Here is a 26,324-nt window from a genome sequence, read left to right as displayed (position 1 = left end):
CAGCTACCGGAAAATATTTCCGAACAAAACTCTGTCAGACAGACGCCAGCAAAGTCTGCAATTCACCTGCTTCGTACATCTCCAGCATGATGTCAGAACCACCGACAAATTCACCTTTTACATACAATTGCGGAATTGTCGGCCAGTCTGCATATTCCTTGATACCCTGACGGATATCTTCATCTTCGAGCACATTAACAGTATAGAACTCTTTTAAACCGGCAGCTTGCAATATTTGTACAGCACGGGATGAAAAACCACACTGTGGAAACTGCTTAGTGCCTTTCATGAACAACACAACCGGATGTTCAGTAACAAGCGTTTTAATTCTTTCCTGAGTACTCATGTACATTCCTTCTTATATCACTTTATTTAATGCGTGTAAGTACAGCGGCAAAAAAACCGTCTGTATGATGTTCACCGGTGTTCAATTGCAGATAGTCACCCTGCATATCGGGTAAGACATTACTTTTAAGCAAAGTCTGCACCGGTTCTATATGCCAGCCTGTATTGGCTGCCAGAAAATTATTTAACTGTTGCTGATTTTCCGTTTCCAGAATACTGCAAGTTGCATACACAAGCCTTCCGCCCGGACGTACCAGTGCAGAAGCTGCCTGTAAAATTGATTGTTGCTGCTCAAGCAACGTCCGGATATTGTCATTACTCTGACGATATTTTAAATCAGGATTACGACGCAAGGTGCCCATTCCGGAACAGGGCGCATCCACGAGCACACAATCTGCCTTATTCTTTAATCTGGCAATACGGGCATCATGCTCATTATCAATCCGCTGCGGATGAATATTAGTCAGACCTGCCCGAACCATCCTCGGCTTCATATTAGCCAAACGTTTTTCAGCCACATCAAAAGCATACAGCCGGCCGCTGCCAGCCATCATTGCCCCCATTGCCAGTGTTTTACCACCGGCTCCGGCACAGAAATCGACAGCAATCTGACCGCGTTTAACGCCTGTTATCAACGCCAGCAGCTGACTGCCTTCATCCTGAACTTCCAGCACGCCGTCTAAAAACAGCGGATGCTTGTTTAAAGCCGGTTTATCAAATAGCCGGATTCCCCATGGCGAAAAAGGCGTAGCTTCAGCACGCAATCCTTCTGCCTGTAACGCAGATAAAATCTTATCACGTTTGCCTTTCTGAGTATTTACCCGTACATCCAGCGGCGCCGGCTGCATAACGCTGCGACCGTAAATAGCAATCTGATTATCATCCCAGCCCTGCTGTTGCAGACACTCAATTAACCATTGAGGCAGCTCAGCAGCTGTAGTCAGATCGGAGGCAAAAGCAGACTTTTGCTCTTTAACATCAATCAGCCACTGTTTTTCTTCTGAGTCACAAAGTGATTCTGCACCGTGTACGCTTATTCCCCGCCCTAAAACCAATGCAGCCAAAGCTGCCCGACGTGGTTTTTGATGCGGTTTTGGCAGCATCTTCTGAATTTTCTGCAAATGGCGGATAGTAGCAAACACAGTTTCAGCTATTTCCTGCCGGTCACGCATACCCAGCTTGCGCTCACGCCGGAAAAAAGCTGAGAGCACAACATCTGCAGGCTGTCTGAATGTTAATACCTGTGCCAGCACAGAAGTAGTTAAATCAAGTTGTTGTGCATTTATCATAATTTCTTAAAAAACCTTCCCGTTAATCCGGCCGCCTTTCAGTTGCAATGTATATACTTTACCATTGTCCACATAGCTAATCCGTACCGGAATATTTTCAAGCTGGGGAGCGAATGCATACTCCACTACATCATCGCCACGACTGATACTGTACTGTCTGATCTCAATTTGCCGTCCGTTTAACATCAGCTGATCACTACCACGGCTGTTAACTGCATCCAGTTGGTACACTTTTTTACCATTAGTCAGATAAGTATTTGCGGACAATTTACCTTGATTAAAGCCCAGCTGCCAGCCAAGAGCAAACATATCATATACCGGTCCGTTCACCAACATATGTTTAACTGCTTCGGAAACCTTACCGTAATCAACCCCATGCTCAGAAAAACGTGCCTGAGCATATGGTTTGCCAAAGCGGCTGTCAGTGTAGGAAAGCGGATTTAAAACTGAGTCTTTTACGGTTCCGGACGAAACAAACTGCATCTGGTAAAAAATCAAATTAATTTGCGTATTAATCTGATACTGACCATCCTTTTGCACAAAATCCATATTTACCGGCAAACCATAACTGTCGACAAACTGCAATTGTGCCTGCTGAGGCAGTTCTGCTGCCTGTGCCATAGGTATGAACAGCAAATTTATCCAGACAAATATCAAACCTGAATATACTTTCAACTTCATATTTTTCTCATAACATCTCAGTTTTTCAGGCAGGCCACATTATCCGTAACAGCATCAGCAAGATTTTTTACCCTGTTCCCTTCAACTACCAGATTTCCGGCAACAAAATCAGCTACTGCTTTTGGTAAAAGCTGATGTTCAATCTTTAATACCCGCTGTGCCAGAGTATCGGCAGTATCCCCGTTCAGAACAGGTACTACACCCTGCGCTATAATCGGACCGCAATCCAGCTCGGCAGTGACAAAATGAATCGTACAGCCTGCAACCCGGCAGCCACTATCCAGTGCACGCTGATGAGTGTGCAGTCCGGTAAAAGCCGGTAATAATGACGGATGAATATTAATTAACCTGTCCGTATAATGCCTACAAAACTCAGGCGTTAAAATGCGCATGAAGCCAGCCAGTACCACCAAATCAGGCTGATAAGCATCAATATGCTTGATCAATGCCGCATCAAATGCTTCACGGCCTGGATAATCATGATGGCTGATTGCCTCAGTTGTCAGCCCGTGTTGCGCAGCCCACAGTAAACCGGCAGCATCAGCCCGATTACTGATTACTGCCACAATTTCTGCCTGCGCAATATCAGCTTCTGCAAGAGCCTGCATATTGCTGCCACGACCGGAAATCAGAATCACAATTCTTTTTTTAGCGCTCATCTCTCACCTGTCAACCAAAATACCTAGCCCAAAGAAACCATTTCCAGCTGCTCCAGACTTCGCCCCAGAAATCGCTCACCAATTGTCTGGAAACGTAGCGGAATATCACTGACATAAAACCGGTATTGCGCACCTGAATGATCAGGATTAATCAGATTATGTTGTTCCAGTGCCAATGCAGTGGCTTCAGCAGTCGTAATCGCTGAATCAACTAATTTCAGATCAGGAGCCTCCTGACGGATTAAGGGCTTCAATAACGGATAATGAGTACATCCCAAAACCAGCGTATCCACTTCTTCTGCCAGAATCGGCTTCAGATACTCCCGTGCTGTCAAGCGGGTAACCTCATGATCCAGCCAGCCTTCTTCCACCAGCGGCACCAGCAACGGACAGGCCTGTGAAAAAACACGCGTTTGTGCATTCTGATTGTGAATCGCCCGGGCATAAGCATTACTATTAACAGTAGTACTGGTGGCTATTACACCAATGTGATTATTCTGAGTGGTTTCCAAAGCAGCCTGTGCACCTGCGGCAATTACATCCAGAACCGGCATTGTGCCTGCAAGCTGCCTTACTTTTTCTCTTGCCACCGCAGCTATAGTATTACAGGCCACAACCAGTGCTTTAACATCATGCTCAAGCAGAAAAGATACAATCTGTTCAGTATAAACCTCAATTGTATGTCTGGATTTCATACCATACGGAACACGCGCCGTATCACCAAAATAAATAATATTTTCATTAGGGAGCCGTTCCATCAATGCGCGAACCACTGTCAGGCCACCCACCCCGGAATCAAATACACCTATAGGTTGTTGTATTGCAGTCATTTGTCTCTTCATTATTGACCATGACAACTCAGTTCAGCATAAACTGAATTAATCGAATATCAGTCATTATTGTGATTATAGCATTGACCCGGAAATATACTCATAGCTTAGTACACAACAAATGTACCTAAAAGAAGCCTGAATCCGGAAACAAGACAGACAGACTGAATTTTATTACTTTCGTTATTACAAACTTTATCGCATAATAACCCCGTTTTGATTAATTAAAAACACCATGTCTGCCACTGAAGTCCGTGAAATTTTTCTGGCTGATGAAAACGATACCCTGAAACTGGGCGAACGTTTTGCACAGCTTATCAGCCCTCCTCTGATTATCTGGCTGGAAGGTGATCTGGGTGCGGGCAAAACAACCTTTACCAGAGGCTTACTCAACGCTCTTGGTTACAACGGTGCAGTTAAAAGCCCTACCTACAATATAGTTGAAACTTATCCGTTTAAAGGCTTTAACCTGCATCATTTTGATTTATACCGTTTTCAAAATCCGGAAGAATGGCTGGATGCAGGACTGGATGAACTGATTACAGCAGACAGCATTATTTTGATTGAATGGCCACAGCTCGGCGGTGATTTGGCACCTCCGGCTGACATTATCCTGAACATCACCATCAATGGTAGTGGCCGTACAGTACAGATAAATGCCGTTACTACAAACGGAACAAAAACATTAAATAAAATTACAGAATAAACTATGTCCAACCACATCAGCCGCCGGAAATTATTAATTACATCTACCGGCACGCTTTTAATCAGCCTGACTCCACTTGCACGCGCAGCCCAGACAGGGGCTGATATTGTGGCCTCACGCATCTGGCCGGCCACAGCCTATACCAGGATGACATTAGAATCCACAACACCCATCCAGTTTAAATATTTTCAGCTAAAGAATCCTGACCGTCTGGTTATTGATATTCAGGGGTCAGCCACCAATCAGTATTTGCGTGAACTGAGCAATAAAGTTCTCCCAATGGATCCCTATATTGCCAGTGTCCGCGTCGGACAATTTAATCCTGAAACCATCCGTATCGTGATGGATTTGAAAACTACCGTTAATCCTCAGGTATTTTCGCTTGCTCCGGTTGCCAACTTTAAAAACAGACTGGTAGTGGATTTATACCCTACCGCCACCGTAGCCATGGAACAGGAAAAAAACGATCCGTTAATGGCTCTATTACAGGATTACAGTCACGGTAAAGTAAACAGTGACGGCACTACCCGTCCTCAGGCTACAGCCTCCACACCTCCGGTAAAAAAACTGCCTGAAAATAAACCTCCAGTAACACAGCAGCCTCCTCAACCATCACGTACACCAAATAAACTGAATCGTCAGCCTGTAATTATGATTGACCCCGGACATGGTGGTGAAGATCCCGGAGCCTTAGGTCCTTCCGGTCTGCGTGAAAAAGATGTGGTACTCGCTATAGGGCGTGAAGTAAAAAAAATATTGGATTCGTATGGTTACAAAACTTATATGACCCGAAACGAAGATATTTTTATCCCATTGGGTGTACGTGTAGCCAAAGCGCGTAAACTCAGAGCAGATGTTTTTGTTTCCATTCATGCAGATGCATTTACCAATCCGTCAGCAAAAGGTACTGGTGTGTATGCACTTAATCCTAAAGGCGCCACCAGTGCAGCAGCCAAATATCTGGCACAAACCCAGAATGCAGCTGATTCGATTGGCGGGGTAAATTATTCAACTGATAAAAATGTCAACAACACACTGTTTGATCTGACTCAGACAGCTACCATCAATGATAGTCTGAAACTCGGTAAAGACGTACTGAATCAACTGGCCAAAATCAACAACCTGCATAAAGGCAGTGTCGATCAGGCAAATTTTGCCGTCCTGAAAGCACCGGATATCCCATCAATTCTGGTTGAAACAGCTTTTATTTCCAATCCGACTGAAGAACGCTTACTATCTAACAGCGATTTCAGAAAAAAAGTTGCAAACTCAATTAGTAGCGGAATTAAGGATTATCTGTCTACAGCAGTGCTGGCGCGCCGCTGATGATAATATTCAACGACAATACAGTTATTATTTGAATTAATATGTTTTTCCCGTAAAGGATTAAAAAAATTATCTTATGACATATTTTTAAAAAAATCTGAAAAACAAAATAATACTTAAAAAGCATCGTTTCAGTCAGTTATTGCAAAACAATAGGTGTATCATCAATGGACGTGGCAAATCCAGAAATCATAACCATACACCATAGACCCGAATACCCCCTGATATTATTTGCTACTAGGTTGAATTGAATGCAAAGATACTCAGACCAATATTAATATCTGTAACTCCGACTATTCAGTTTAGATGTTAAATTTTCCGGATTACCTTCAAAAACCAGATGAACTTCATTCAAAAGTTAAACCGATAGACATTGCTAACCTCATCCAAATACGCTGTTGTTCATATAGCTGCCATCCCCTCATTAATCAATCAAATACCATTTTCCATAAGTCCTGCTGTCTAAGAGGATCTGCACCTGCTCTCGGCTCATCAGACAGCAATATCTTAGGCGAAGCCATCATCGCATAAGCATGACCTAATCTTTGTTTCATACCACCAAAAAGTTGACCGGCAAACAGGCCAGAAAAAAGCTACAGTTTGATAAAACTAATGATCACTGGAAAGTTTCCTGACGAACCTGTGATAAAAGACTGCATAACTAAGCATAAAGCTTCATATTTTCCATGTAGGAAGGTATATAACTAACGCTATAGGCGATTTTTTCCATGCGCTATCCGATCCGATTAATGCAGTCAGGTGACCGGAGGAATAATAATTTACAGCTGAATAGATGATTTAGATTTAAAAATAATCTAATAGTCAATTTAAAAAGCAAAGGCAGCCAATAACTATGCTATCAGCTGTCTTAGTGCTTCATTCATAATTCTGAATTACAACATTCTCATTATTTATAAATTTTTCAAATAATCTATTTAAAATTCCTGAGCTTCTTCCCATGAATTAAATAACTTATCAGGATCAATTTTTAAAATATTAGTTAAAAGATTCCATAACTCCTCAGAAACCAAACTGAAAGACTGGCTTTCCTGTAAGTAATTGCGCAGCTTAATTAATGATTTACCTTCAAAATTTTTTTCGGTTACTAAGATTAAAGCATCTTTATTTTTATCAAATGATAACTCAGCCATAGTCAAAAACTGATGACGAGCAAGACAAATGGCATCTTTACGCTTTCTCAATAATTTTTCACTTTTTGTCATGTATTTTTCTGGTTGAAGGTGTCTGGATATTTCTTTATCTGTCATTATCCTGAATGCCTCATTTCCTTCAAGCAATTGTTCGAACCATTTATTTGCTAATTCTTCTGAATCAAAGGCATAAACCATTTTATCATTACTATTTAAATAATATTTCATTTTAACCTCTTCTCAATTCTGCCCACACTCTGACTGGCAAATTACCATTAAGGCAATAACTATGTCCGGGCGGTACAATGCCAAATATTGGCTTACGTTGCGAATCTTCATTACTTGTATTTACTTCACCTAGTAATACACCATTGACAATTAGTTCAGCTGATCTATTGTTTATATGATAAAAACTAATGGCTACTGCAATTGGCGATGAAGTCTGATTTGTATAAGTTATAGAATATCCACGTGCCCCTGTAACATCCGACCAATTCTGATTAACACCCAGTGAATTAACCTGACGTGTTGAAATAATAGCGTTACCATCTCCATTAAACCAGCAACTACCTGAAACATCTCCATTTAAAATAATCTGACGCGAATTTTTTAAAACTGTCGCCGATGCAGCATTACCGCTTGTATTTTGATTTCCTGCTATGTTTACTCCCGGCAAATTTATATTAGTAGAACCATCAAAGTTAATACCACCAATTTTAATGGCATTAAGTAATCTGGAAGCTGTATTAGCATTACCAGATGTATCTTGATTACCTTTAATATTGACACCCGGTAAATCTATATCTGTTTTGGCATTAAATATAACTCCACCAATTTTTCTGGCAGCTATCTGAGCTGCGTATGAGGCAGTAGCTGCGTTACCGGATGTATTCTGATTACCGGGTTTATTTACTCCGGGTAAATCAATATCCGCTGTACCATCAAATTGCACATCACCAATTTTACAGGCCGCTTGCAATTTAGTTGCAGTAGCTGCATTACCAGATGTATCCTGATTACCTTTAATATTGACACCCGGTAAATCTATATCTGTTTTGGCATTAAATATAACTCCACCAATTTTTCTGGCAGCTATCTGAGCTGCGTATGAGGCTGTGGCCGCATTTCCAGAAGTATTCTGATTTCCGGGCTTATTTACTCCGGGTAAATCAATATCCGCTGAACCATCAAATGCGACCCCACCCACATTTCTGGCTTTGCTAAGTTTGTCAGCTAACTGTGCTTTTTTAGCCAAATCTGCGCTGGCAGCGGTAGCTGATTTATCCAGTTTATTGTCTTTGAGCCATTTGGTTCGGTTGGCCAATTGTCGTGTCGGTACATTATCGATACCATTTTCCCCGCCCAATACCGGATCGGATGTTTCCCATTGATAAATACCTTCTTCCCAGAACGAAGATTCTTTTAAATTTGCCATTAAGCAGTTCCTTTGTTAAATGAGCCATCCCGCTGTGCCTGTCCGTTATGCTGTAGTGGTACAGCAGTATAGTCGAGACTGGAAAGCACACAGCGTGCCGGAGCAAAAGCAGCCAGAGTTTGACGTAATAAAGCTGCCTGTTGATTAGTAATCGGGTTATTCAGTAAGATACGGTAATGCGCCCAGTAACTATTATGTCCGCGTACATACATACCATCGCGCTGAATATTACCGTTGTGCCGCTGGTGATTAAGCCCTTCAATAATCGTTATTTCACCAAAGCCGAGGCGGCGGACAATCTCTCGTAACGACCAGGGTGTTCCTTTATTGCGATGAAGTTCGTATGCACCTTTAATCAATTGCCGTTTGGCCTGATCGCTTTCGGCTAGCCAGTATCCGTTTACTCCGAGAATACAATGGCTTTCAGCCAGAAGTTCAAGATGATCGGCCAATACCAGTTCTACTAGCCGGGGCATAAGCTGTGGTGTAGACACCAAATCAAGACGTAATCCCAGAGCAGCCAGTGCCCGCATCCGCTGATCACGCTCAATTACTGCTGCATAGGTCAGCTTAGCCATCCACTGCCTCCTCAGCTATGCTCAGGATCAGATTAGTACAGTGTGCCCATGTATCAGCAGCAACCTTAGTCAGCACTAAATCCGGTGTAGCAACGTTATAAACACCATCAACTTTTAATAATGACTGTATAACTAACGGGACTACATCTACTCCGAGTCGTTGCTCCTGACTAATCTGATATTGCTGCCAGGCAGCTCGAACTGCTGCAAGTACAGCTCTTGCGTCAGTGCCTATATACAAAGTTAATATTGCATTTACCTGATAAGTAAACGTTTTCGGAGCCCGTACAATCACCTGATCACATAGTGGGCGTACCCGCTCATCAGACAAAGCTGACTGAACCTGATTAACTAGTTCTGCTGAAGGCAAGCCGGTTTTTGTAAGCAAATTCACTGCAACAACACCTCCCAAGGGTTTACCTTGTTTATCAGTATCATTGGTTACAAAAACATCAATGATGTCCTGACTAACTTGTCTGGCAAAATATTCATAGGCTCCTACAGGTCCGGCAACTGAAAATGATTCAGGAGCAAGCAGAATACGTACCCGATAAGCATCATCGCTTTCAACATCTACTCCACCACTTGATGTCGTGACATTGCTGACCTTAATTTCAGCAATATCGGTCAAATGATCAGCTAAAGTGTTTATCTGGCCTGGTGACCAGCCATTTCCTATGATTCCCGTTGCCTGACAGACAGCATTGAGCTCTAGGCTGGGAGTGGTTGCGGTAAGCATACCTGCTGCTGTAGTAGTAAATATCAGCGAGTCCACTGTAACTCTGGTTTCTTTCGGAATCACAATCTGCTCTTTACCTTTTAGTACAGCCTGAAAGCGAAGTGTTGTTTGTGCCGGCTGAGCCTGTAATCGCGGAGTATTAACATCATCACCACATAAATCCAGCATCAGGCCGGTAGCAAAACGAACATGCTGCTGCCTGTAGGCTTCATTTATCTGTTGACGGGTTAATGCCTCACGATAGGCGTAAGTATTAATCAGTAAGCGTTCAATATGCGCCGGCTGTAGTGTTTTGCCCGTACGATTCTGATAATCATTTATGGTATCGGCCAGAATCGTTGCCAGATCGTCTTCAACTATTTTTACATCTGTTCGTGAAAGCTTAGTTAAATCTGTCATTTTTGTACCAACCCAATATTTGTTTGATAAATTTCACCGGCTACCTCTTCTGCGATCCGCCAATGAACAGTTATCGTCAGTTCAGGTGCGTGACCCGTAAAAGTGACCTGTTCCACTACCACACGCTTTTCCCAGGTTTGAATAGCGAGAATCACCTCACGCGTTACTCCCGGAATAAAGACATCTTCTGGTGTATCCAGATAGTCCAGATGGTCTGAACCAAAAGTCGGCCGGGTTACATCTGTCCCTTTACGGGTTATTAAAATATTTAAAATACATTGATTAATATCATCAATACCGGTAACAATATCGCAGCCACTATCCAGTGGCGCTAGCTGCCAGTGGCGGGTACGCGGTGTTATAGTCATAGCGGTTTTCCAAAAATAAAAAATCCCTGTCAGAATGAACAGGGATATAAAAAATAAGAATTAGCAGAGCGTTTCGCTGATTATCAGTTTGGTTTGCCCGTATTTCCACCTGAAGTCAGATCAGGATGAGTATGACTCTTAAGACTTTTACCATCGGCTACCACATCTCCGTTTTCAACCTTAATTGTGCCGGTTATTGAGGCTGCCGTACCACCACCGCCGGAACCGGCCATTCCGCCCTGATAGGTCAGTTGCCCCTGTACCAGTAAGCTGCCGGTAGCAGTAGTAGTAGGTGAATCAAGAGTAATATCACCTGCTTTAACCAGTACCGTATCTGCTTCTACTATTACTGCTCCACCAGTCTGAACACATACTTCACCACTATTGCGATTATGGCTGATCACCGTACCATTACTGAATTTTTTCATCCAGACATTATTATTATTTACCGGTGTGCTATCAGCCTGATTGTATAAGGCTCCCAAAACCACACCATTTTCTCCCCGTGCATCCAGAATACAGGCGACTAGCTCCCCTCTGTCAGGCAGTGAATAAAAACTGTTTCCGCCTGCAGCAGCAGTCAGCATTGGCAGCCAGTCAGTGTGAATATTTTCTAATGCCGGTAAACTGACTTTAAGCATATGCCGTCCGGCATCTATGGATTCAACAATACCAAACTGTAAAGTCGCACCAAATTCATACAGTTTCTGCATGCGTATCACCATCTGCGTCATCAGCAATATATTCAATCATATTTATTTCCAAAGACGTTACATAACCTGAACTGCGGCTCAAATTATGGCTTGCCTGCTTAATCTGGTAATTTCCCGACATTTTGCCATAACCGCTCAGACGAATAATCTGACCGGCTACCAGCTTGACATTGCCAAAAAGATCCAGACTACCGGTTACCTGACACTTGCGTGCATCGGCCAATGCAGCATCTGCACGTGCAGCTAATTGCTGCTGTGATTCCCCTTTATTAGCCACAATTTTTAACCTGTCACCGCTTGCACCCTGTTTACTTTGCGGGCGTAACGGCTGTCCTTTACGCTTAACCGTACGTACTTGTTTAGCCTTAGGGTCGTAGCCGGAAGCAACAACTTCATTAGGAACACCTTTGATCTGATCGCGAAAACTGGCTGACTCAATATCTTCTGGCAGCAACACCAGTACCGGTTTCTGTGCAGTTAATTCCGTATTAGCAATAAAAGCCAGAGTCTTATCAACAATTTTAAAAGTATAGCCAAACTGTTTTGCTAGTCGCGCCAGAAATTCAACATCACTTTCCTGATACTGTGTGATACGTTCAATTTCCAGCCTGGCAATCGGATTTTTAACCACCAGTTGTAATCGTGCGGCTACTGTCTGTACAATTTTTTCCAGAGTGGTTTTTTCATACGCCTTAGGCTGTAAAGTCCGGCTGGCCGAAGTAATTCCAGTAGAAAGCGCTTTCAGAGTAATCACATTTGGTTTAAATGCATAATCGATATCCGCAATCTCAAAATTACCAAGATTCACCAGACTGGTAAACTGATCACCTAGTGAAAACGACAGCAAATCACCCTGTTCAGGATACCAGTTACGCAACCATCTGCCATCTGTATCTTCAAACGACACAGACAGCTCATCTGATTGCTCGCCCAGATAATCCGTATAACTAATGCTGATAAGATAAGGCTTAATTGCTAATGTAATGTCTTTTTTTTCGTATTCGATAGTGAAATCCGGCATAGTAACCGGATGTGTTTTGCTTAAGCCGGATAATCCTTTTAACATATTTACCGCATCCATGGTGGCATATCCTCCTGAGCAGCATGAGTATCAGACCGGATAACCGGAATCAGTACAGTCAGATTTGCCGTAAATTGTTCAGCCAGCGCTAAATGCGGGTTGGCCGCAATCAGCCTGTCAATCATCGTGGCATCACCATAGTATTTATGTGCAATCAAATCCCAGCGATCCCCTTCACTGGTTTGATATTGCAAGACTGAATCAACCATAATCAGACCTCATCTTTTCTTGCTGCCAGCCACGCCGTCAATGACTGGGTACCTGCAGTTGCATTTCCAATACTGTCTTCTACCGTTGCTAATACTTGTTCACTGGTATTCAGCCAGTCGCCCCACTCTCCGCTATCGTAACCGGTTTGTATTAAATTAATACATGTTTGCAGCTGACAGGCTGCCTGACCCATGTAAGACAGAAAATCTGCTGCTCCGGCCAGATTTCCGAACCATGCACCAATCTCAGGTAAAGTATTCAGTTTATCCAGAGTCTGACCACCTATAGACAATACATCTGCAATCAACCCCATCCAGCCGGCAGTATTATGCTGAACAGTACGCGCGCGCGTAATCAGGTTCTGAATATCAGTAATATTCTGTTCAACAGAATGATAAATACGCACACCAGTCTGAACCGCTGCGGAAACTTTATTAACCGCGCCTTTAACCGACTCCGGTAAAAGAGCAAGCAGCGGATTCTGTCCGGTCATGATTCCCGGTGTTGGTAACGGATTATTAGGATCACCAACAAATTCAAGCAATTCAACGCTAATTTCGCGCGCCGCCGTACGTCCTTTAGCATCCTGGATCAGAGTTGTACTGCTTAATTGCTGTATCACAAACCAGCCCGCAAACCGCCCGGAACCGAACACCAGCGCCAGCGCCTGCTGTGCTTCTTTAGCACTGATCAGCGCATTATAGGCATTATCCGGATTAGCCAGTTTCCAATGCAGCAGCATACCAAAACGTATCGTAGTCAAATCATTACCGGTAGCCTGCAGCCGCGGTCGCCCGGCCAGTACATCATGTTTGGCAAAAACAGCACTGTGCGTTTCTTCATAACTGGTGAAACTATCCAGCAGTTCAAAGCGAATATCCCCTAGCATTGCATACATCAGTAACTCCTCAACTCTTTTGCCTGCATCATGCGCCGGTACATCTGTTCAAATTCACGCTGGCTCAGTGCAAGCGCCTGCTGAATGACTGAACGGTCAGCATTACCATTAACCTGAATTGTTGGATTAAAATTAATGGTTACAGCACTTGAATCATGTCCGGCCGGATAACGGTTCTGTGCAAACTCTGCTGCATTTAGCTGCATTTTTTCATTTAACTGTGCAGTCAGCTTTCCGGAACCGGCTTTAAATTTCTGCTGTAAACGCTCAGCTACCTGACCTATCGCCGAAACAGGTTTATCCGCCCCGAGATCAACTCCCAGATGCATTCCCTCCATCAGCGAGCTGCCGATACTTTTAAATACCCGGCTGGGGGAGTTAATACCCAATACTGATTTAGCCTTATTAATAATTTTACTGGCAAACTCACCTACAGCATTAACAGCTTTACTGATACCTTCAGTAAAGCTTCGGACCAGACTATCAATAATATTGCGCCCGAATTCACTGAATTTAGCAGGTAATTCTCTGAAAAAATTCATACCGGCTTCAAATTTGGTCTTAACCGTATCCCATAAACCAATAAAGAATTTCTTGATTGGCTGCCAATATTTATAAATCAATAAGGCGGCCATACCAATGGCCAGCGCAACCCAGCCTATCGGTGACATCAAGAAAGCCCGGCCTACTGCCATAATTCCCTGACGCAGCAAATTAAGTACAAACCTGCCTTTACCTAAAACACTAAACCCCTTCCCCAAATTCGAAAAAACCGAAAACAGAGGTTTCACCGCCTTAGAAATCAGACCAAAAGACTGCACAATTTTTTTGATGGGAGCCATTGCTGCACGACCAATTGCACCAAATGCTTTTTTCAATAAACCTAATGCAGCACGACCTTTACTAAAAACAGTAAACTTTTTTTCAATGCCGGACAGCTTACTGCCAAAAGACATCAGTTTCTGACGCAATGAACCTGCAGATTTTCCTACTGAGGAAATTGCAGTTCGAAGACGCTTAAATACAGAACCACTTTGCTTAAGCTCACGTGCCACCTGAAAACGGGCAAAAATAGTACGCAGAACAGCCAGCGGACCGGTAACCATAGTAATCGCATAACGAACAGTCAGTAATACCATCCGTAAGCCTGCCATTCCAATACCAAAAGCCACTACAGATTTAATCAGCGTTGGATGTTTCTGAATAAAAGGCAATACAGTATTAAGCAGCACATCTTTAGCCACCTGAGCGAAAGTATTAATCTCCGGTGCCAGAATAGCACCAAAAGCATTCCCGACTTCAGCAACCGAATCTTGCAGATTTTCCATACTGACAGCCAGCGTATTTGTCTGCAGTTCTGCTCGCTGATCAAGAGAAGGCTGCTGATTTATTTTAGTTTGCATGGTCTGATAACCGGTATGACCACCTTTAGCAGCGGCTGAAGCAACTTGTCCGCCCTTCCCGCCAAACACAGCATCCATCATATTCAGTGCAGCGCGTTCACCATACTTAGTTTTAACAGCTTTAAAATTCGTTTCCAGCTCACTAATAACCATACGCATGTCTTTAAGTGAACCGTCTTTATTAAATAAATCAAACTTTACACCGGATTTCTGCATCATCTGGCGCATTTCCGCATTCATAGCTGACGTAGCCAGATGCATAGCTTTAGGTCCCTGCGCCAGCTTATTCAGAAATTCTTCCATCCCATCTGCGGCCGCAGCTTTACTGATACCGCCTTGTATTGCCATACCTTCTAAAGCATATATTTTTTGCTGATTCTGTAAACCGGTCAGATGAAGTCTTTGCAGAGGAAAAGCCATAGCACTTTGAAATTTTTCTATATCTTCCAAACTCATTCCGGTCGAATAAGCCATTTTCTGTACAGCGTCCAGACCGGCTGATAATTCAGTATCTTTCAGCTTATAAGTTTGCATCAGCCCTTTGGCAACAGAAATATCCTCAATTTTTTTACCGAATAATGCATTAAAACTGGCTATTGACTTCATACCTCCCTGAAGTAGTGAATCATCAGACATATTAGCCATCTTCATATTAGTGGCAAGACTGGTAAAATCATTTTTATTTCCCCGCTGCTCAAGGCTTAGCTGTGCTGTTCGGGCATTAATCTGATCAAATCCGCCTAATCTGCCATCATTTTGCATCATAGCCTGCTTCAGCCCGGTTTCAGATGTTTCACGCTCCATATAAATTTTTACAGACTTTTCAGCTGGTTTCATCAAAGCTTGCAGCGTGCTCTTAGTTTTGCTTAATTCACTACCGATTTTAGTGCGCTGCTCCAGAACCTTATTTTGTCTTTCAATTGCCTGAGTTAATTTATCCTGAGCATTACCCGCTTTAGCCGTCGCTACTGAAAAACTATCAATAGAGCGAATTTGTCCATGTAAACCTTGTAAAGCTTTCCCCATCTCCTCAACATGCCGTGTCGCTGTACTGATAGCAAAGCCAAAAGCCTTTACAGAACGGTGCACCTCACCAAAATCAGAAACGAATCCATTATCCATAACGGCACCAATATATTTTTCTCCAATTACCTAAACTGTATTGGAATCTACTTATTTATATTATTTGTTGTTTCGATTACTGTGACTGTCAACTTATTATCGCTTCATAACCACGCTTATAAGCTTACAACAAGTTAACAGCACAGTTACTTCAGACAGCAACCAGTTATAGTTTGCTGTATTTGGCTTTAATCTGCCGGTTAGCCTGTTGCTGCCATTGCAAAATTTCCTCCAGAGACATTTCATCAATATCTGCCGGAGAAAAACCAAACCACCACGCTAAATCCGCAGCTGCCTGATAAAAACTATCCCAATCAGTGAGTACCCAGACAAAACTGACGCACCTGCGTGTAGTCCTCCCATGACAACTCATCAAAATCTTCACTTTGCAGACCAGATGCCATAGCCAGACACTGAGCTTCCTGTAATACTGCATTATCAGGATACTGTTCTGCAGCACGTTTAAAATCTTTAACCCGTACCCGGCGCAATGTCAGCTCCGTTATCGCACCACTTGGTGTTTGCAGTGGTTCAGCCAGTTTAATTACTTTGCCTGTACCCAATTGTTCTTGCAGATTTTGCGCTTCAGTTTGTGCCATATTTATTCCTCGACTAATCAATAATTACTGAATCAATTCAGCATATAAAAATACTTCAACCATAAAAAAGCTCACTCCGGTAATCAGAGTGAGCATTCAAATACATCAATACAAATAAAAATTACATACCAATATTTGCACGCATCTGCGCCAGCATATCCACACCATTTACCCGGTACTGATTGGTAAATGCGTTGTAATACAACACTTCACGACCAGCTACTGTCTGATGAATTTCGGTAGCCTGAAAAGTGCTGGCGAATTCAGCTTTTTCTTTCGGTTTATAAGTTCCCAACGGATTTTTGCTGAAAGTTGCCATTACCGTCACAACCATCGGAACCTCAGCTGCAAGTCCGGAAGCATTAAATGCCTGTACATTGGCCCGAACCATTAGCTGACAAGCTTTGAAAGGGTTATATACTTTTGTAAACACATCCGGATAAAAGCTATTCCAGGTGATTTCCCCTTCCAGTGCCTCAATCCCGCTAGGCAGTTTTACTGAACCTACCAGACCCAGACCTTTAGTTTCTGTCTGACCAACAGAAATATCCGGTAATTTAAACTGACTGGCACGGCCTAACTGACTATTACCATTAACATAAACATTGGCATTATAAATTGCATTAAATTCTGTCATAACTGTTTCCTAAGCGGCAGACTGGTTACTAATCAAATTAGCCAGATAAGTACGGGTCATCACACTGGTATTAGTGATACGTTCTGCAGGCAGTTTAGGCGTATAGTCATACTTAATTGGTACCTGCCCTTTACTGAAAGCATCAGCCAGATCATAGTCATAATCCAGGCTGACACTAAAACCAACAATACTCTTCAGCGTACCCAGATAGGTGCGCACCGTACCCAGAAGGCTGTCAATCAGCGCATCATCAATCGGCAAATCAATATACTGTAACTGAGCACGGCGAATTGATTCATTAATCAAATCGCCGGTACGCTGTGCAGTTTCAAAGTTTTTAATATGTGTTACTGTCGGGAAACAGGCCAGACGGTTACCCCATAAGCGGAAACCAGTACCATAACTGTTAAATACCGTCGTAATACCCTTTTCATTCAGACGATTGGTTTCTGCCTGCGGATCATCAATACGTGCAGTCAGCGAAACCTCCATACCCGTTACTCCGGACAGTTCACGATTGGAAATACTGAACCAATAACCCTGTTCAACATCAGTTCGCATCCGTAAACCGGCTGCATGAGTAGCCAGACTTTCCAACTCACCACTGGTACCGGTAACATAGGGATAAAATAATTGCGCCCGATCCGAAGACGTCTGGAAATTAATATTACCGAGCGAACCGCGCCCCTGAACAGCCTGGGTAAGCGTTGTTCCTTTCGGTGCAGCAATATAGGCAATAGCTTCAAGCTTATCAGCCAGAGTAACCATAGCTGCCGCCACAGTCGCTTCCGCATCAAACTGAGGCACAATAATAATTTTTGCATCTGCTCCCAGCCGGGTAAAACCTTCCGTAAGCAGCTCCATCCCTTTGCGTTTACCGGTAGCTGCCTCGTAACCGCCGATAATATCCTTTGAAGTTACCTTACTTGGATCAAGATAAGTATAACTAATAGATACATCTGAACGCATTTGAACAAAAGTCAGCTCACCTGTTTCATTATTCAAAGCATAGTCAGTACCCTCTGATAATGTCTGATTACCAGCCAGAACTGTATAACCTGCCTGTACAGCCGGATGTGCTGTTTTCGCAGTCAGCGTATCACCGTCAATAACCAGTAACTCAGAATCAACGACCGTTTTATGTTTATCCGGATCCAGTACATTCACTACATAAGCAACACCAGACTGATAACGAGTCCAGATATTGGCCGCATCAGGTAAAGTGAAACCTGCACCAGTCAGCAAACCGAACTGACTGAAATCTTTAACAGTCTGACATACAGTTAACTCATTAACCGGGCCAGACATACCGGTACCGACAATTGCAGTAATTGCCCCGTCTACGGTATAGACAGGACTGCTGCCACCATCAATACGAATTGTTTCAACACCATGCAAATAGGCTGCTGCCATGATGATTTTTACTCCTTCGAAATTACAGAATGTGAAATAGCTCTGGCCTTAATCTCACCACGAGTTGGTATAGACTTGACCAAATTTTGCTGATTAATCACCGGACGCTGCTCCACCTGAAGTGTCTCGGTGCGAGCGCGTAACCGGTATTGCCAGACTCCGTCGGCCTCACCCAGAAAGCGCTCACTCAACAATCGGATTTGCTGGCAATGTTCAGGCTGGAATCCCACTAATGCCAGACGTAAAGAATCGAGTAAATCCAGAACACCGTTTTCACCATCCAAAGCACGTGCAAAAACAGTAAAACGCAATTGCAAATGCCTCTCCTGTACAATCAGATCCGTACTGCGCGGCTTTTTAAATTTACTGCGCTGATAACCGATTAAGACCGTACCCAGCGAATGAACAAACTGATAATTCTTTAAACTATTAGGCATCAGTTGTACTGAATATTTTGGCAATGCATGCTGAAGATGTGTCTGCACATCATTTAAAACAGAACAGGTTAAATTCATCCAGTACTCTCCATACATTCCGGCAGGCACAAAAAAAACCTCACAATCAAAATTGTGAGGGAAATAAATATTGCGACTAAACAGTTTACAGCTTAAACCTGCCAGCAAAAAATCAATAAAATATTACAAAATCAAATTGTCATCTTTAACAAAGATGACATTCAGAATATGAATATACAAAAAAGTATAAACATTAAAATGACAAAAGCATTTTAAATAACAGCTATAAAAAAAGCTGCATTCGCAGCTTTTAATCATAATTTGGCGGAGAGGAAGGGATTCGAACCCTCGATACGCTATTCACGTATACACGCTTTCCAGGCGTGCGACTTCAACCACTCATCCACCTCTCCGTGAGAATGGAATTGCGCGCATTATAACGAGAGCGTATCTTTCTGGCAAGAACTTCGCAATCCGGCTACTATAAAATCAGTGATAACAATCCTGCCGCAATCAGAGGTCCGACCGGTATTCCGCGCAAAAAAGCCACACCAATAATGGTGCCAATCATTAAACCAGTGACAATGGTCGGATTAACCTGCATCAGATGAACACCGCGTCCACCCAACCATGCCACCACTATACCTACCACTACTGCAGCCATGGTTTTCCAACTGGTTACCAGAGCTGCAATTTGTGCAGGCTGAACCTTACCAGTAATTAAAGGAGCCAGTACCCCTATCATAAGTAACATAATACCCAGTTGCACACCGTATTTTTCCAGTACAGGTGCATATTTAAGCAAAGGCGTTTGCTGCACCAGCAAAATAATCAGTGCAGAAATGGTTACAGAAGGGTTATGTCCGATAATACCCAAAGCCACAAACAATAATAGCAGCAAAGCATTTGCATTACTTGCCCAGAAAGACATATTCATCCCCTGATTTAAGATTATTGAAAATAAATACCCGTATCAATCCCATTGCAACAACATGAGTGACAGATATAAATGTACAAAACAATAAACCATAATCAAAGCCTGAGCAATTCATGTTTGTATATCAGAAATTTTTCCTACTTCATGAGGGTTTAAACGAGCCTCATCTTCCTGCCCCAATCCGACCAGACTGCGTAAACCTGTCATATAATCATTAACATCCAACCCCTGACCATAACGTTGCGCCTGCCATAAAGTTTCAGCCAGAACTTCTATCATATCGTGTTCCGCTTTCACCCAGTCGCCTGCATATTGCTGACACAAACGCTGATGAATAGTAGCAATCCCGAAAGGCTGATCTATCGCTACCTGCTCCTGTACAGACAAATGTAAAGATAAATGCAGAAATGGATTAGTTTCACCTTCTTCAGGACGCCATACCCGGGTTAAATACTGCTCGATATTTTCCAGATAAGGTGCATATTCAGAGTGCGCAGCAATAATTCTTAACGCTTTTTGTTGCAGTGCATCCAGCAACTGCGGCTGCTGACGTTTACGCCATACATCCGCAAAAAAATGACGTACATCATTAGTATTGACATCATACATAACAGCACTCATTGCAGGCAAAATAATGCAAATTATAAAACAATGACCTTATTACTGATAATTTATTACTTCTATCGCAACCAGTTTCTTCTTAATAATTCTTATTTCTGTAACAGCTCATATTTTCAAAATGGATTAATAATCGGAAATCAATAACTATTCATTAAATTGTATATCAATCAAAATAAAGAAAAATTAGCTGATGTATACAGTAATTACTGCTAGCTTTACCGTAGCTGAAATAATAAACAAATCATAGATTTTTTATTTTCTTATAAGCCAGACTCATCCTATCAATTGGCATTATCAGATTGCCAGTACCGTAACTTCATAAAAAGCTGGCAAATAACTTACGATATGAGTTAACTGTTTGCACTAAATGTGCTATGGCATACATTTTACCTGTACTGGTGCCGTTGTTCTTTCACAGTAAGCTGCCCCCTTCGCATTAAGAACAATGTAATGAGGGATTTTCTCATACGCACAAACTACTGATGGATCCATTAATGTATCCAGAACCCATACTTCTTTGTTTTTTTATACTCAGGTACTAATGATGCTTTCATACATACTGGACCATCATATACCATGACTTCAGTAAGTTTATGAATACCATGTCCGTCAGAAAATGTTGGTGGACAACTCACAATAGGAGTCTGAGCATAGCAATTAATTGATACTACGCCAAGTAACAGACTAATAAATAATGCTAATATTTCCTTACTATTTGATAACATATAAATTAATATCTTTCATTTTGAGTACAAACATTAATTTTTCAAACTCAAAATCGCACCACTTTCATAATCTACTATTTCATTATTCATAGAATCGATACTCCTTTTTGGTTTAAATAATCTGCCATGATTGGTTATATTCCAAATCAAAAAAGATGCAGCTAAGTTATTTCTATCCGGTAAACTAATCAGGATTATATTAAATGATTAAGGCATACATCTTGCCTGTAAAGGTTTATCGGTAACTTCGCAAAAGCTCGCGCCCTTTGCATCAAAAACAATATAATGATTAGCTTTAGCGTATGTGCAGATTAAAAAAGGATCATACTTCGTTCCAAACACCTTCCAATATTGTTTATCTTTTTTAAATTCTGGCTTTAGTTCAGCATTTAATTCAACCGGTCCATCGAATACTCTGGCATTCTTAAACCGGTAAACATTATGCCCGTCAGAAAATGTTGACGGGCAACTCACAACAGGAGTCTGGGCCAGACAATAAATTGATACAATATTAAAAAATAAAGCCAATAAATACTGAGGCAATTTTCGAGTATTCAATAGTATAAAATTCATGCTAATCATAAGTAAATCTTAAAGACTTCTTTGATGATTTATAAAAATTATCTAGGCATACATTTTACTTCTACAGGTGCATTTGTTTTTTCACAATAAGCTGCCCCCTTCGCATTAATAACAACGTAATGTTCAGTATTTTCATACGTACAAACTAACGAAGGATCCCTTAATGCATCTAAATCCCATACTTGTTTGTTTTTTTTATACTCAGGTACTAATGATACCTTCATACATACTGGACCATCATATGCATAAACATCATCAAGCTTATGAACACCATGTGCGTCAGAAAAAGATGACGGACAACTCACAACAGGAGTCTGAGCCAGACAATTAATTGATACAATATTAAAAAATAAAGCCAATAAATACTGAGGCAATTTTCGATTATTCAATAGTATAAAATTCATGCTAATCATAAGTGAATCTTTAAGACCCTTGATGATTTATAAAAATTATTTAGGCATACATTTTACCTGTACTGGTGATTTTGTTTTTTCACAATAAGCTGCTTCCTTCGCATTAAGAACAATGTAATGACGGGTATTCTCATACGTACAAACTAATGAAGGTTCCCTTAATGTATCTAAATCCCATACTTCTTTATTTTTTTTATACTCAGGTACTAATGATACATCCATACATACTGGACCATCATATACATAAACATCATCAAGCTTATGAACACCATGTGCGTCAGAAAAAGATGACGGACAACTCACAACAGGAGTCTGAGCATAGCAATTAATTGATACTACGCCAAGTAACAGGCTAATAAATAATGCTACTATTTCTGTACTATTTGATAACATATAAATTAATATCTGTCATTTTGAGTATAAGCATTAATTTTTCAAACTCAAAATCGCATCACTTTCATAATTTAGTATTTCATTATTCATAGAATCGATACTCCTTTTGGGTTTGAATAATCTGCCATGATTGGTTATATTCCAAATCCAAAAAGATGCAGCTGAGTTATTTCTATCCGATAAACTAATCAGGATTATATTAAATGATTAAGGCATACATCTTGCCTGTAAAGGTTTATTGGTAACTTCGCAAAAGCTCGCACCCTTTGCATCAAAAACAATATAATGATTAGCATTGGCGTATGTGCAGATTAAAAAAGGATCATACTTCGTTCCAAACACCTTCCAATATTGTTTATCTTTTTTAAATTCTGGCTTTAATTCAGCATTTAATTCAATTGGTCCATCGAATACACTAGCATTCTTAAACTGGTAAACATTATGTCCATCAGAAAATGTCGCTGGACAACTCACAATAGGAGTTTTTGCCTGACAATTAATTGATATCATTACAGTTAAGGCACTTGATAACAATGTGGCTATTTTATTATTCAACAACATAAAATTTATCTCCATCATTTGAAATACCATTTTCGGGCCGATTGAAACGAATTAATCGCATTGAAATTGCCTTAGTTTTCCATTGATCATAAACAATAATACCATTGGAATTTTGTTCTACATATATTGCAGCGTGACCTTTATACTGACTCTCACTTTTAAATGTCGCTATTACTGTGCCTTTTTTTATACTAAAATTATTTTTAACAAGAGCCCCTCTTCTCCAAAAAGAAGTATGCGGTGCATTTGCTAAACTCTTAACAGCGGCAACACATTCACGAGATTCTCCAAACCATGTCCTTTCGTCCTTATTTTGTATCGTTTTATTATTTTCAACTGTAGAAATAAGTTTTTTCCAATTTGCATCAGAAACAATAAACGGCATACAATTTCCTTAATTAAGATAAAAACAAAAAAAGTAAATATATTGTAAATTATATTTATCATAATAACAGGATTTACATAAAATATTAAATATTTTTAAAATAAATTAAATTATTAATCCAATTTACCATATGTACAGCATATTAAAAATAATTAATATAAACTATTCTACAGTTTTTCAATCTTTTTTAATCTAACTTAAATCAATCTCGTGACTAATAGCTATGCATATACATCAAAATTTAGTATAATTAACAAAATAAACCATCTGGGGGCGACCTTGGTTTCGACGGGGGTTGCAAAGCAGATGCGTGCATACCGGGGTCTCAGATTCCCGTTAAACACTGAATTTATATAGTCGCAAACGACGAAACTTACGCTTTAGCCGCTTAAGGCTAGACGTTGCAGCGGTTCGCCAATGGGCCGTGTGAGGAAACTCACCGCAACGACATTCACATTGGCTGGTTTAATGTCGTGTTGCCTGACATTAAATAAGATTTATGGCAACTGGTTTACAAACAGCCTGTCTGTCGGCGGTTTGTGAATAAGATTCGAAGTTGGCAAGACTAAGTATGTAGATCGCTCTGTAGAGGACTTTCGGACGGGGGTTCGATTCCCCCCGCCTCCACCAGTCTTTCTATTTTTATTTCAAATTCTTTCTCATTTCTAAATATCTGTATATTACAATCTGTCCAAAATTATACACATAAAATTTTATTTCTTTAAAATGCAAAAAGCTCCCTTGCGGGAACTTGTGCAATCAGCTGTTTAAGGTTAAGCATACCTGTTAATTTTTGATAATTATAACATATTTTATGATTTAGTCAATAATAATTTTTAATTAATTAAAAATTATTATTGGTAATATTAACAAAATAAATTATATAATTAATTTTGTTAGACTTTTATCCAATAAACTAATAAGCAAAATTATATTATTAAACAAAAATAGACTTACTGTTACCAGAAAAATATATTGTTTTATAATTATTTTTATATACAAAAGACTTTAATCAACTGATTTAATCTGATCTTTTTAGATTTAAAAAAGCAAAAAAATAAATTAAATCAGATAAGTTTTCGCTATAATTATAAAAATATTTATAAAATTTCAAAATGAGGATAATCCTTACTAGTTTTCCAGTCTCCGCCCCAGATTATCTTCACTCCAAGTTCAGCAGCCGCTTGCTTCATTGCCAGCGCAATAGTCCGGAATTTGTTCAAATCAGTCCAATCAACAGGATATGGAACCAGATCCACAGCCTTGCCTGTAACATGCTTACTGGCATAAGGATTATTTAACCAGGTCACCTTACTTAAATTTGGCTGAGCATATTTTACCGGTATTCCTTTCTGGCTGCATTGTTGTGCCGTTCGCCCCTTACCATAATTAATACAGCATTGCTCACGGGAACGCACCCCTTCAGTTATCATAAAATCCTGATTTGTTATCTGTATAGCCCGCTTTACCACGTTGGTCAGGCCGCAATCAACTCCATACAAACGCTGTAAGGATCGGTTACTTAATTTATACATATTTATCACCCAAAAAAAAAGCAGCTCGAAGGCTGCTTGATTTATATTTATATTTATATTTATTCTTTTGTCGATTTATCATTACCAATAAACTCTTCTGCTTTTTTACTAACAATATTCATTATGCGTTGTGCCAGTTTCGGTGCAGCTGCTTTAAATGCATCAAGAAACGATGTAGTTGACATTCCTGCAAATACACCAACTCCGGCAAAAAGCCATGGATGATTCTGTGGGAAAAAATAATCAGTTATTGCCGCAGCAAAAATCATTCCCAACAAGACAAATAAAATTGTCATAAACCAACCATAGCGTTTGTAATCTGTAACCAGTAAAGAACCAGCCAGCCCACCTACCAGCGCAAATAAAATACAGACGGAAAAAGCATCTTTTAAAAACTCCATACTTTATCGTCCTTTATATTTAGAATCTTCAATCCGTTTAGCGTAGTTAATCAAATTTCTCCCGGCCAGAGCACATACCACAGCCAGCACAGGATAAGTTGTCATTCCTGTTGTTAATGGTGGATAAGAGGCCCAGAAAGTAGCTGAAATTACAGCCCATATTAGTGCTGAAAAAATCAGCAAATATCCAGACAATACACTGCATCGATTAGACTTAAATATTGCAATAACCAGCTGTGTTAAAGCCACACCTATCAGTAACACAGACAGAGTTAAAGGATGCAATAGCAAAAAACCTTTATACAGTTTCAGATGAAAAACTTCGCTGCCACCTAAAATAAATATGCCAGAAAAACCAATCATAACCAGCGCACTGGTAACAGTAATCACTCTTGTACCAGTATCAAACAACCATCTTTGCAATTTATCTGGTAAAAATCTTAAATCCAGCAGTGAATAAAGTAATTGAAATACCAATTCCACATTTTTCATAAATCTTCCATCAAATCCTCAAAAACAAAAAACCGGCTTAAAGCCGGTTCTAATACCAATAGTTTATAAATAAATATCTATTTATAATCATAAATATAAACAAATATCTTCCAATATATTTTTAATCTTTTATGAAATTTAAAATACAATTAAATAATATAAAACTATATTTTATATTCATAATTCTGATTTAAATCGTTTGTAACTTTGCGAAATATCTTTAACAACAAAATAGCCATACA

The 26,324-nt window shown here is 40.6% G+C and carries 33 protein-coding genes, 1 tRNA gene and 1 other RNA gene; 3 read left to right on the top strand and 32 right to left on the bottom strand.

The genetic code is table 11. The features are described from left to right. Positions 1-34: 34 nt before the first annotated feature. From grxD to murI, 5 genes are read right to left on the bottom strand one after another with little or no spacing between them, the layout of a single operon-like run. Positions 35-346 (bottom strand): Grx4 family monothiol glutaredoxin, encoded by a 312-nt coding sequence (gene grxD, locus SALWKB2_RS04885; RefSeq protein WP_025330563.1) that lies wholly within the window; start codon positions 344-346, stop codon positions 35-37. Between the two features lie 22 nt (positions 347-368). Then, positions 369-1,631, bottom strand: coding sequence for an RsmB/NOP family class I SAM-dependent RNA methyltransferase (locus tag SALWKB2_RS04880; RefSeq protein WP_025330562.1), 1,263 nt, complete (start codon positions 1,629-1,631; stop codon positions 369-371). A gap of 9 nt (positions 1,632-1,640) precedes the next feature. Further along, positions 1,641-2,315, bottom strand: a complete 675-nt coding sequence (locus tag SALWKB2_RS04875; protein WP_025330561.1) for a hypothetical protein — start codon at positions 2,313-2,315, stop codon at positions 1,641-1,643. 17 nt (positions 2,316-2,332) lie between these two features. Then, positions 2,333-2,974, bottom strand: a complete 642-nt coding sequence (purN, locus tag SALWKB2_RS04870; RefSeq protein ID WP_025330560.1) for a phosphoribosylglycinamide formyltransferase — start codon at positions 2,972-2,974, stop codon at positions 2,333-2,335. Positions 2,975-2,997: 23 nt separating this feature from the next. Then, on the bottom strand, positions 2,998-3,804 hold the full coding sequence (murI, locus tag SALWKB2_RS04865; RefSeq protein ID WP_038648809.1) for a glutamate racemase: 807 nt from the start codon (positions 3,802-3,804) through the stop codon (positions 2,998-3,000). A 235-nt stretch (positions 3,805-4,039) separates the two neighbouring features. Between murI and tsaE the strand changes: the two genes are divergently transcribed. Both tsaE and SALWKB2_RS04855 read left to right on the top strand, forming a co-directional pair. Further along, positions 4,040-4,510 carry a tRNA (adenosine(37)-N6)-threonylcarbamoyltransferase complex ATPase subunit type 1 TsaE gene (gene tsaE / locus SALWKB2_RS04860; protein ID WP_025330558.1) on the top strand — a complete coding sequence of 157 codons (471 nt, stop codon included), beginning with the start codon at positions 4,040-4,042 and terminating at the stop codon, positions 4,508-4,510. Between the two features lie 3 nt (positions 4,511-4,513). Then, the gene (locus tag SALWKB2_RS04855) at positions 4,514-5,836 is read left to right on the top strand and encodes an N-acetylmuramoyl-L-alanine amidase (protein ID WP_025330557.1); all 1,323 of its coding nucleotides are present in this window, start codon (positions 4,514-4,516) and stop codon (positions 5,834-5,836) included. 428 nt (positions 5,837-6,264) lie between these two features. On the opposite strand, the gene SALWKB2_RS12635 is transcribed toward SALWKB2_RS04855, so the two are convergent. The 24 genes from SALWKB2_RS12635 to SALWKB2_RS04750 form a co-directional block, all read right to left on the bottom strand. Then, positions 6,265-6,390: a hypothetical protein gene (locus tag SALWKB2_RS12635; protein WP_255517923.1), complete on the bottom strand. Its 126-nt coding sequence runs from the start codon at positions 6,388-6,390 to the stop codon at positions 6,265-6,267. A 381-nt stretch (positions 6,391-6,771) separates the two neighbouring features. After that, positions 6,772-7,215 (bottom strand): hypothetical protein, encoded by a 444-nt coding sequence (locus tag SALWKB2_RS04850; protein WP_025330556.1) that lies wholly within the window; start codon positions 7,213-7,215, stop codon positions 6,772-6,774. A gap of 1 nt (position 7,216) precedes the next feature. Next, positions 7,217-8,422: a hypothetical protein gene (locus SALWKB2_RS12120; RefSeq protein WP_025330555.1), complete on the bottom strand. Its 1,206-nt coding sequence runs from the start codon at positions 8,420-8,422 to the stop codon at positions 7,217-7,219. Then, on the bottom strand, positions 8,422-9,000 hold the full coding sequence (locus tag SALWKB2_RS04840) for a phage tail protein (protein ID WP_025330554.1): 579 nt from the start codon (positions 8,998-9,000) through the stop codon (positions 8,422-8,424). The genes SALWKB2_RS12120 and SALWKB2_RS04840 overlap by 1 nt, the downstream gene beginning before the upstream one ends. Next, complete coding sequence (locus SALWKB2_RS04835) at positions 8,993-10,138, bottom strand: baseplate assembly protein (protein ID WP_025330553.1); 1,146 nt, start codon at positions 10,136-10,138, stop codon at positions 8,993-8,995. The genes SALWKB2_RS04840 and SALWKB2_RS04835 overlap by 8 nt, the downstream gene beginning before the upstream one ends. Further along, positions 10,135-10,506: a GPW/gp25 family protein gene (locus tag SALWKB2_RS04830; protein WP_025330552.1), complete on the bottom strand. Its 372-nt coding sequence runs from the start codon at positions 10,504-10,506 to the stop codon at positions 10,135-10,137. The genes SALWKB2_RS04835 and SALWKB2_RS04830 overlap by 4 nt, the downstream gene beginning before the upstream one ends. A gap of 83 nt (positions 10,507-10,589) precedes the next feature. After that, positions 10,590-11,219: a phage baseplate assembly protein V gene (locus SALWKB2_RS04825; RefSeq protein ID WP_025330551.1), complete on the bottom strand. Its 630-nt coding sequence runs from the start codon at positions 11,217-11,219 to the stop codon at positions 10,590-10,592. Further along, complete coding sequence (locus SALWKB2_RS04820) at positions 11,203-12,300, bottom strand: phage late control D family protein (RefSeq protein ID WP_025330550.1); 1,098 nt, start codon at positions 12,298-12,300, stop codon at positions 11,203-11,205. The genes SALWKB2_RS04825 and SALWKB2_RS04820 overlap by 17 nt, the downstream gene beginning before the upstream one ends. Continuing rightward, entirely contained in the window at positions 12,288-12,509 is a 222-nt protein-coding gene (locus SALWKB2_RS04815) for a tail protein X (protein ID WP_025330549.1), read from the bottom strand. Before SALWKB2_RS04815 ends, SALWKB2_RS04820 begins: the two co-directional genes overlap by 13 nt. 2 nt (positions 12,510-12,511) lie before the next feature. Continuing rightward, entirely contained in the window at positions 12,512-13,408 is an 897-nt protein-coding gene (locus SALWKB2_RS04810) for a phage tail protein (protein WP_025330548.1), read from the bottom strand. After that, entirely contained in the window at positions 13,408-15,933 is a 2,526-nt protein-coding gene (locus SALWKB2_RS04805) for a phage tail tape measure protein (RefSeq protein WP_025330547.1), read from the bottom strand. The genes SALWKB2_RS04810 and SALWKB2_RS04805 overlap by 1 nt, the downstream gene beginning before the upstream one ends. Positions 15,934-16,099: 166 nt before the next feature. Then, positions 16,100-16,306 (bottom strand): GpE family phage tail protein, encoded by a 207-nt coding sequence (locus SALWKB2_RS12630; RefSeq protein ID WP_080690445.1) that lies wholly within the window; start codon positions 16,304-16,306, stop codon positions 16,100-16,102. After that, the gene (locus SALWKB2_RS04800) at positions 16,248-16,532 is read right to left on the bottom strand and encodes a phage tail assembly protein (RefSeq protein ID WP_025330546.1); all 285 of its coding nucleotides are present in this window, start codon (positions 16,530-16,532) and stop codon (positions 16,248-16,250) included. Before SALWKB2_RS04800 ends, SALWKB2_RS12630 begins: the two co-directional genes overlap by 59 nt. Before the next feature lie 121 nt (positions 16,533-16,653). Further along, positions 16,654-17,169 carry a phage major tail tube protein gene (locus tag SALWKB2_RS04795; protein ID WP_025330545.1) on the bottom strand — a complete coding sequence of 172 codons (516 nt, stop codon included), beginning with the start codon at positions 17,167-17,169 and terminating at the stop codon, positions 16,654-16,656. 9 nt (positions 17,170-17,178) lie between these two features. Further along, a complete protein-coding gene (locus SALWKB2_RS04790; RefSeq protein ID WP_025330544.1) occupies positions 17,179-18,582 on the bottom strand; it encodes a phage tail sheath family protein in 1,404 nt (467 codons plus the stop codon). 8 nt (positions 18,583-18,590) lie between these two features. Next, positions 18,591-19,097 carry a Gp37 family protein gene (locus SALWKB2_RS04785; protein ID WP_025330543.1) on the bottom strand — a complete coding sequence of 169 codons (507 nt, stop codon included), beginning with the start codon at positions 19,095-19,097 and terminating at the stop codon, positions 18,591-18,593. Positions 19,098-19,359: 262 nt separating this feature from the next. Then, positions 19,360-19,450: transfer RNA gene (locus SALWKB2_RS04780), tRNA-Ser, on the bottom strand. Positions 19,451-19,518: 68 nt separating this feature from the next. Beyond that, positions 19,519-19,974, bottom strand: coding sequence for a DUF441 domain-containing protein (locus SALWKB2_RS04775; protein ID WP_025330542.1), 456 nt, complete (start codon positions 19,972-19,974; stop codon positions 19,519-19,521). 111 nt (positions 19,975-20,085) lie between these two features. Continuing rightward, entirely contained in the window at positions 20,086-20,583 is a 498-nt protein-coding gene (locus SALWKB2_RS04770) for a DUF1841 family protein (protein WP_025330541.1), read from the bottom strand. 944 nt (positions 20,584-21,527) lie between these two features. Then, positions 21,528-21,902: an STY0301 family protein gene (locus tag SALWKB2_RS04765; RefSeq protein ID WP_038648803.1), complete on the bottom strand. Its 375-nt coding sequence runs from the start codon at positions 21,900-21,902 to the stop codon at positions 21,528-21,530. Between the two features lie 38 nt (positions 21,903-21,940). Beyond that, a complete protein-coding gene (locus SALWKB2_RS11640; RefSeq protein WP_051506422.1) occupies positions 21,941-22,315 on the bottom strand; it encodes an STY0301 family protein in 375 nt (124 codons plus the stop codon). Between the two features lie 36 nt (positions 22,316-22,351). Then, on the bottom strand, positions 22,352-22,708 hold the full coding sequence (locus SALWKB2_RS04760) for an STY0301 family protein (protein WP_025330538.1): 357 nt from the start codon (positions 22,706-22,708) through the stop codon (positions 22,352-22,354). A gap of 207 nt (positions 22,709-22,915) precedes the next feature. Beyond that, positions 22,916-23,269, bottom strand: a complete 354-nt coding sequence (locus tag SALWKB2_RS04755) for an STY0301 family protein (protein ID WP_144353286.1) — start codon at positions 23,267-23,269, stop codon at positions 22,916-22,918. Further along, positions 23,256-23,654, bottom strand: coding sequence for a BPSL0067 family protein (locus SALWKB2_RS04750; RefSeq protein WP_025330536.1), 399 nt, complete (start codon positions 23,652-23,654; stop codon positions 23,256-23,258). Before SALWKB2_RS04750 ends, SALWKB2_RS04755 begins: the two co-directional genes overlap by 14 nt. 269 nt (positions 23,655-23,923) lie before the next feature. Between SALWKB2_RS04750 and ssrA the strand changes: the two genes are divergently transcribed. Further along, positions 23,924-24,284, top strand: a transfer-messenger RNA (tmRNA) gene (gene ssrA, locus SALWKB2_RS11855). Between the two features lie 470 nt (positions 24,285-24,754). Here the strand turns inward: ssrA and SALWKB2_RS04745 are convergent. From SALWKB2_RS04745 to SALWKB2_RS04735, 3 genes are read right to left on the bottom strand one after another with little or no spacing between them, the layout of a single operon-like run. Next, on the bottom strand, positions 24,755-25,189 hold the full coding sequence (locus tag SALWKB2_RS04745; protein WP_025330535.1) for a M15 family metallopeptidase: 435 nt from the start codon (positions 25,187-25,189) through the stop codon (positions 24,755-24,757). Between the two features lie 59 nt (positions 25,190-25,248). Continuing rightward, complete coding sequence (locus SALWKB2_RS04740) at positions 25,249-25,590, bottom strand: hypothetical protein (protein WP_025330534.1); 342 nt, start codon at positions 25,588-25,590, stop codon at positions 25,249-25,251. Positions 25,591-25,593: 3 nt separating this feature from the next. After that, entirely contained in the window at positions 25,594-26,082 is a 489-nt protein-coding gene (locus tag SALWKB2_RS04735) for a hypothetical protein (protein ID WP_025330533.1), read from the bottom strand. Between the last annotated feature and the right edge of the window lie 242 nt (positions 26,083-26,324).

It is taken from the genome of Snodgrassella alvi wkB2, from assembly GCF_000600005.1.
Lineage (GTDB): Bacteria > Pseudomonadota > Gammaproteobacteria > Burkholderiales > Neisseriaceae > Snodgrassella > Snodgrassella alvi.
The sequence above is the reverse complement of the archived record's forward strand: the minus strand, read 5'-3'. Positions and strand labels throughout refer to the sequence as shown.